We start from the raw sequence: 6,739 nt of genomic DNA, 5'->3' as shown, positions 1-6,739 counted from the left end.
ACGTGCAGGGCGTCCAGGTCGGGTTCGGCGTAGACGGCGACGCTGGTCAGTCCGGCGTCGCGGCAGGCGCGCGCGACGCGCACGGCGATCTCGCCGCGGTTGGCGATCAGAACTTTACGCACGGTGGAGACCCCTTCCCTCCCGGCGCCAACTCGGGCCGACCCGCACACCGCCCTCGCGGTCCGGCCTCCGCCAGCGGACCTGCGGGCCCCGCCGCCTTCCCTGCGGCACCGGCGGGGGCGTGCCCGTCAGCACCGCCGCGAGGACCACCGCCACGGCCGCCTCCTCCTGGTCGGTCAACCCTGCGGCCTCGACCGTCGTGTCCGGACGCGCTCCCAGCGCCATGGGGACCGGTTCCATGCTTCCTCCGTATCACTGGGGCGGATTGCCGTGCTTGCGTTCGGGCAGGTCCGCGTGTTTGCCGTCCAACATCTCCAGACCGTCGATGAGCGCTTGGCGGGTGTCCCGAGGGTCGATGACGTCGTCCACCAGTCCGCGTTCCGCTGCGTGATAGGGGTGCGTCAGCGCGCCGCGGTACTCCCGGACCTTCCGCTCCCGGGTGGCCTCCGGGTCGTCGGAGGCGGCGATCTCCTTGCGGAAGACCACGTCGGCGGCTGCCTCCGCACCCATCACCGCCACTTCGTTGGTCGGCCAGGCGTAGGTGAGGTCCGCTCCGATGGCCTGACTGTCCATCACGATGAAGGCGCCCCCGTAGGCCTTGCGCAGAATGACCGATATCCGGGGCACGGTCGCGTTGCAGTAGGCGTAGAGCAGCTTCGCGCCGCGCCGGATGATCCCCCCGTGCTCCTGTTCGACGCCCGGCAGGAATCCCGGTACGTCCTCCAGCGTGACCAGCGGGATGTTGAAGGCATCGCAGAACTGGACGAAGCGCGCGCCCTTCTCGGAGGCGCCGATGTCCAGGACGCCGGCGAGGTGCCGGGGTTGGTTCGCGAGGATCCCCACCACCCTGCCGCCCACACGGGCAAGGCCGACGACGAGGTTGGGAGCCCACCTCTCGTGCAGTTCGAAGAGGTCCTCGTCGACGAGCTCTTCGATGACGGCCTTCATGTCGTAGGACTGGTTCGGGTTCACCGGAACCAGTTCGAGCAGGCGCTCGGGAGACCTCCCGTCCGCGAGGGGGGCGGTAAGGCGGGGAGGGCTCTCACGGTTGTTCGACGGCAGCAACGAGAGAAGGTAGCGCACCTCGCTCAGGCAGGTCTCCTCGTCCTCGAAGACGCGGTGACAGACCCCGGACGCCTCCGCGTGGACGTCCGCTCCGCCCAGGCCCTCGTGGGTGATGTTCTCACCGGTCACCGCCCTCACCACGTCCGGTCCGGTCACGAACATCTGAGCCGTGGACCGGACCATGAACACGACGTCGGCGAGCGCGGGAGAGTATGCGGCCCCTCCCGCGCACGGTCCCAGCATGACCGCTATCTGGGGGACGACCCCGGAAGCGCGCACGTTGCGCCGGAAGATGCCTCCATAACCCGCGAGCGCGGTCACACCCTCCTGGATGCGCGCGCCGGCACCGTCGTTGAGCGACACCACGGGAGCGCCCACGGCCAGTGCCCGGTCCATCAGCCGGTGGATCTTCTGGGCGTGCGCCTCCCCGAGCGAACCCCCGAAGACACGGAAGTCGTGGGCGTAGACGAAGACTGTCCGACCGTCCACGGTGCCCCAGCCCGTGATCACGCCATCTCCGTAGGGGCGGTTGGACTCCAGTCCGAACCCCTGGGCCCGATGTCGGCGAAGCGGCTCCAACTCCCGGAACGAGTCTTCGTCCAGGAGGAGCTTGACACGTTCGCGCGCGGTCAGCTTGCCCCTGGCGTGCTGGGCCGCTGTGGCCCCGGGACTCGGGCCCGAGACCACCTGCTCCCGGATACCGCGGAACTCACGGAGGAGCGGCTCGACGGTGTTCCGGGACTGGGAGGGACTCTCCGAGGAAGCGATCACCATGGTGCACCTTCCGTGGGCGGAATCGGTGGGAGAGGGGCTGGGGAAGGGGTCTTGGGAGTGCCGTGCGCGGTGGCGGGTTCCGGAGAGGTGCCCGGTATGCGGTTCCGGTCGGGCGGCACGCGGGGGGAGCAGGGGGGAAGGGGCCGGGCATCACGAGAGGAGGGTGGCCGGAGGAAGGTAGGGCGGGGGAAGGAGCGGGGAGAGGGCTCGGTCGCCGGGTTCGCGGCCCGGGGTGAGGCGCCCCGGAGGGTGTGGGGATAGCGGGGGCAGGGCTACGGCTGTCCCGACATGGGCTGTACCGGGTCCGACGGCCACCTCTACCTGGCCGCCCCCACGAGCGTTCTGCCGGTTCCCGACCGACGGGCGACCAAACCGAGGCCGCACGCGGCGACGCCCAGCGCATAGCGGTTGTTGACGGAGAGCAGCTCCATGAGTCTGGCGACCCTGCGCCGTACCGTCCGCACGCTCATGAGGGCGCGGCGGGCCACCTGCTCGTCGTTGGCGCACTCGGCCAGAAGGACCAGGAGGGTCCGGTCCTCCTCAGTGAGAAGCTCCGCGGCCGCCCCACCGCCGTTCACAAATTCATTCACGTGAGCAACTTTCGGAGATGTGCTTCGTAAATTAATTATGAAAACTGCGTTAAACACGGAGATTGGCCGTCCCTTCCAATGCAACCGCACCTGCAGACCCCGTGTGACTTGGATCACTCATTCGGGGCTGTTGGCTCACACGCATGCCTTGGCACACCCGGGCCAACGGAACCTGTCTACCTCACGCAAACCCGGTGCACAAGCAGATGCAGGACACATCAGAAGATTGGCATCATTAGGCCACATTCCCACGCGAAGCTTGACACCCCAACTGGCCGCATGCTCGACTGTATATGGATTAAGTGGGAATTTCTCATCGGAGCACCGAGAAGCCGACTGGCTAATCCCGTTCCAGAAAATTCCGCCCTCTTATTTCCCTTCCCTTTCCTTCCGCCTGACCCGGAATGAGGAAAGCCGTGACAAGCGCAACGCTGGAAGACTTTCTCCCGGCATCCAACGGTGCACACGACCATCTCGTGCGGCGTATGGGAATTGACATCCACGACTGCCGACCCGGGTACGTGTCCGGTTCGATGCCCGTCGAGGGCAACCACCAACCCCTCGGCATCCTCCACGGCGGCGCGAACGCCGTCCTTGCCGAGACTCTGGGCTCCCTGGCGGCCCTCATGCACGCCGGCGACGGAGGCAACGCGGTCGGGCTCGACCTGTCCTGCACCCACCACCGGTGGGTCTCCTCAGGGCGCGTGACCGGCGTCTGCACCCCACTGCGCGAAAGCAGAACCACGGCCACCTACGAGATCGTCATCAGCGACGACACAGGAAAGCGCACCTGCACGGCCCTGCTGACCTGCGCGATCCGAAGCAGGTAACAGCGCAAACCAGACCGCCCTGCCCCCAGAGAATGGAGCAGAAGTGCCCCCATATCTCACTGCACAGAAATCAATTTCCACGGTAGACGAAATACTGGGACCCGGAGAAAAAAGGTTCTTCGGCTCCGGGTTCCGCAGGGTCGACTACCGGTACCATGACACGAAGGTCTCCGCAGAACCCGACCAGCAAAAGGTCGAGGTAACTTCCGGAATGACGGTCCGGTATCCGGAGGACTGGTCTAGGAAGGGGACCGAGAGAAAAATAGTCCCCCACTTCAGCACCATCGACGCCCTCGTCGCGGCCGCCGAACTGAGTGAACTCTGTGTCACGGGCCGCAGCGGGAACGGTGACCCGGAGACGTCCTCGGCGTGGTTGCGGAGTGTACGGATCCTCGCGGGCGGCACTCCCATGGAGGAGCTGGACCGCATTCCGCTCCGGGCCGTGCGGCGCTCCCTCGCCCCCCTCGCGGAGGATCCCTCCTGGTCCGTCTCCGTCGTCGACGGCACGGTCGGCAACATGAGGGTCGGCTGCGAGGTGATCCACCGCACCGGAACGGGTCCCCGGGGAGAGCACGTCTACTCCTCACCGGACGACGTCCTGGGCGAGGCCGGCGACCGCTACTTCGGCAAGGGGTTCACGTCCAGGCGCCAGGAGATCCGAAACGTCGTCGTGGACCCCAACGGCCTGCGTGCGCGGGCCGACCTCTCACTGCATCAGGACGGCCCGTACGCCCGGAGCGGTACAGGCCTGGAAGCTGACTACCAGCCCTCGGTGAGCATGGTCGACGGTTTCGTCACGGCCCTGCAGTTGGCCCAGATCATGCTCTACGACCTCGACGGCATACGGCGCGAGGACAGCAACACCCTCTGGATGCGGCAGACGGTCCTGCGCGCGGCACGGCCGAACCGCCCGGCGGGCGCCGACAGGGTCGGGGTCACCACGACCATCACCGAACCCGCCCTGATCCGTATGGGCGGTTTCCCCTGGCGCACCGGTGACATCGTCGGCGAGTTCGACGGACTCCGCGTCACGTGCTCGGTCGCCCACCGCCTGAACGAAGGAGAGGACCGATGAGACGCACCGCCGTCATCGCCGGGGTCGGGGGAGCCGTCCCGTCCAGGATCGTCACCAACCACGAACTCAGCCGGAGGCTCGACACCTCGGACGAGTGGATCAGGACCCGAACCGGCATCCGCCAACGACACGTGGTGGAGCCCGGTGTGTCCACCGGTGACCTCGCGACGGAGGCGGGTTCCCGGGCCATGAAACAGGCCGGAATGACCTCGACCGACCTGGTCGTGGTCGCGACGACCACACCGGACCGACCCTGCCCGGCCACCGCGCCGACCGTGGCCACACGCATGGGGCTGGTGGACACGACCGCCTTCGACGTCTCCGCCGTGTGCTCCGGATTCGTCTACGGCCTGCAGGTCGCGACGGCGGCCGTCACCGCGGGCATGGCCGACTCCGCCGTGGTCATCGGCGCCGAGTCCTTCACCACGATTCTCGATCCCGACGACCGCACGACCGTCGCGATCTTCGGTGACGGCGCAGGGGCGCTCGCGCTCCGGGCAGGGCGCCGGGACGAGGACGGCGCGGTGCTGGACTTCGACACCGGTAGCGACGGGAGTCTGCGGGACCTGATCACCGTCCCGGCGGGCGGGTCCGAGCAGCGCGCGACGGGAATGCCCGCGCAACCCGACCAGGCCTACTTCCGCATGGAGGGACAGAGCGTGTTCGCCCACGCGGTGCGCAGGATGGCCGACACCTCGCGCAGGGCCCTGTCCACCACGGGGTGGGGCGTCGGAGAGGTCGACAGGTTCGTCGGCCACCAGGCGAACAGGCGCATCCTCCAGGCGGTGGCCGAACAGCTGGGCATCGACCCCGACCGGGCCGTGTCCAACATCGAGCGGGTCGGCAACACGGCGGCGGCCTCCATCCCCCTGGCCCTGGCCGACAGCGCGGCCTCGGGCCTCCTGGGCCAGGGCGACCGCGTGCTGCTCGCCGCCTTCGGCGGCGGCGCCACCTGGGGAGCGGCCACCCTCACCTGGCCGGGGCTTCCCGGCATCTGACCGCCGGAAGGCGGAGCACCACCCACCACCGGCACCACCGCAGAGACCGACTCCGAGGAGATGAACATGTCCGCGGCCATCACCGCTCTCATCACCGAGATCCTGACGAGCAAGTACGAGGTCCCCGCCGAGGAGATCTCCAACGAGTCCAGATTCGAGGAACTCCATCTCGACTCCCTGGCGCTGATGGAGATGGCCCTGGTCCTGGAGAGGGAACTGGGCGTCCGGATCGCGGAGGGCGTCATCACACCCGAGCAGAGCCTCCACGAAGCGGCGTCCACGCTCGTCTCCCTCAGCACGGGGGACTGACATGCGGTTGGCCCTGGTACGGCACGGACGCACCGCCCTGAACGCCGGGAACCGGTTCCAGGGGCAGAGCAACGCACCGCTCGATCCGTCCGGCGTCTCCCAGGCCCGGGGCATCGCGCGCTCTCTGACCCCGCACCGGTGGTCCGCCGTGTACTCGTCCACGATGCTTCGGGCCGAGGCGACGGCCGACATCATCGCCCGCCGCCTCGGGCTTCCGCACACCTGTCTCCCCGAACTGCGGGAGCGCGACTTGGGCGTCCTGGACGGCACCGACCGTGAGGAGTTCGCCCGGCGCCACCCCGACGCCGTGCGCAGGCTGCTGGCTGACCCCGGATTCGCCCCACCGGGCGGAGAGAGCGGCGAGGTCGCGCTCGCGCGCCTTTGCCGGGGCCTGGACCGCGTCGTCCGCGCCCCCGGGCACCCCCCCGACCAGACCGTGCTCGTGGTGACGCACGGGGGCGTCCTCGGCCTGCTGGCCCGGGCGCTGCCCGGTCCGCACGACGCGGGCGTGGTCGGCAACGGCCGTGCCGCCTGCGTGGACGTCGAGCCCACGGGGGACGGCGACCTGTCGGCCGCCCTCCTCCTGTGGGACGTGGAGCCCTCGGACTGCGAGCACCCGCCCGGCACCCCGCCCGTTCCCCCCTCCCCCCTCCTCATCCCGAAGGGAAACGCACTCACATGAGCATCCAGATCGTCGTGGTCTTCGACGTACTGCCCGAGCGGTTCGACATGGCGGTGGACGCCTTCCGCGAGCTGGCCTCGCGGACCTCCGAGGAGGAGGGCTCCCTGCGGTTCGACGCCTTCGTCTCCGCGGAGCGGCCGAACACCGTCGTCCTGGTCGAGGAGTGGGCCGACCAGGACGCGATCGACCTCCACATGAAGGAGGACTGCGTACGGGACTTCCTCGGCAAGGTCGAGGGCGCCTTCCGCGGAGAGCCCCAGGTCCACCGGCTGAGCCCCATCGACGGTTGACGGAGG

At 68.8% G+C, this 6,739-nt stretch carries 9 protein-coding genes; 6 read left to right on the top strand and 3 right to left on the bottom strand.

Going from position 1 to position 6,739, the window contains the following annotated elements; translation table 11 throughout:
• The 3 genes from FYW95_RS25670 to FYW95_RS25660 form a co-directional block, all read right to left on the bottom strand.
• Positions 1–122 (bottom strand): biotin carboxylase N-terminal domain-containing protein (locus FYW95_RS25670; RefSeq protein WP_159945637.1); only part of this gene is annotated, 122 nt, incomplete at its 3' end.
• A gap of 250 nt (positions 123–372) precedes the next feature.
• Positions 373–1,959, bottom strand: a complete 1,587-nt coding sequence (locus tag FYW95_RS25665) for an acyl-CoA carboxylase subunit beta (protein ID WP_159944508.1) — start codon at positions 1,957–1,959, stop codon at positions 373–375.
• A gap of 317 nt (positions 1,960–2,276) precedes the next feature.
• Positions 2,277–2,549 (bottom strand): hypothetical protein, encoded by a 273-nt coding sequence (locus FYW95_RS25660; RefSeq protein ID WP_159944509.1) that lies wholly within the window; start codon positions 2,547–2,549, stop codon positions 2,277–2,279.
• A 485-nt stretch (positions 2,550–3,034) separates the two neighbouring features.
• Here FYW95_RS25660 and FYW95_RS25655 point away from each other — a divergent pair, with 485 nt between their 5' ends.
• The 6 genes from FYW95_RS25655 to FYW95_RS25630 all read left to right on the top strand — a co-directional run bounded on the left by FYW95_RS25655 (position 3,035) and on the right by FYW95_RS25630 (position 6,733).
• The gene (locus tag FYW95_RS25655) at positions 3,035–3,379 is read left to right on the top strand and encodes a hotdog fold thioesterase (RefSeq protein WP_236567989.1); all 345 of its coding nucleotides are present in this window, start codon (positions 3,035–3,037) and stop codon (positions 3,377–3,379) included.
• A gap of 43 nt (positions 3,380–3,422) precedes the next feature.
• Positions 3,423–4,454, top strand: a complete 1,032-nt coding sequence (locus FYW95_RS25650) for an AvrD family protein (protein ID WP_159944511.1) — start codon at positions 3,423–3,425, stop codon at positions 4,452–4,454.
• Positions 4,451–5,452 carry a beta-ketoacyl-ACP synthase III gene (locus FYW95_RS25645; RefSeq protein ID WP_159944512.1) on the top strand — a complete coding sequence of 334 codons (1,002 nt, stop codon included), beginning with the start codon at positions 4,451–4,453 and terminating at the stop codon, positions 5,450–5,452. The genes FYW95_RS25650 and FYW95_RS25645 overlap by 4 nt, the downstream gene beginning before the upstream one ends.
• A 66-nt stretch (positions 5,453–5,518) precedes the next feature.
• Positions 5,519–5,761, top strand: a complete 243-nt coding sequence (locus tag FYW95_RS25640) for an acyl carrier protein (protein ID WP_159944513.1) — start codon at positions 5,519–5,521, stop codon at positions 5,759–5,761.
• 1 nt (position 5,762) lies between these two features.
• Positions 5,763–6,443, top strand: coding sequence for a histidine phosphatase family protein (locus FYW95_RS25635; RefSeq protein WP_159944514.1), 681 nt, complete (start codon positions 5,763–5,765; stop codon positions 6,441–6,443).
• Complete coding sequence (locus FYW95_RS25630; protein ID WP_159944515.1) at positions 6,440–6,733, top strand: putative quinol monooxygenase; 294 nt, start codon at positions 6,440–6,442, stop codon at positions 6,731–6,733. Before FYW95_RS25635 ends, FYW95_RS25630 begins: the two co-directional genes overlap by 4 nt.
• The last annotated feature ends 6 nt before the right edge of the window (positions 6,734–6,739 follow it).

This window comes from Nocardiopsis sp. FR4 (assembly GCF_009830945.1).
Lineage (GTDB): Bacteria > Actinomycetota > Actinomycetes > Streptosporangiales > Streptosporangiaceae > Nocardiopsis.
The sequence above is the reverse complement of the archived record's forward strand: the minus strand, read 5'-3'. Positions and strand labels throughout refer to the sequence as shown.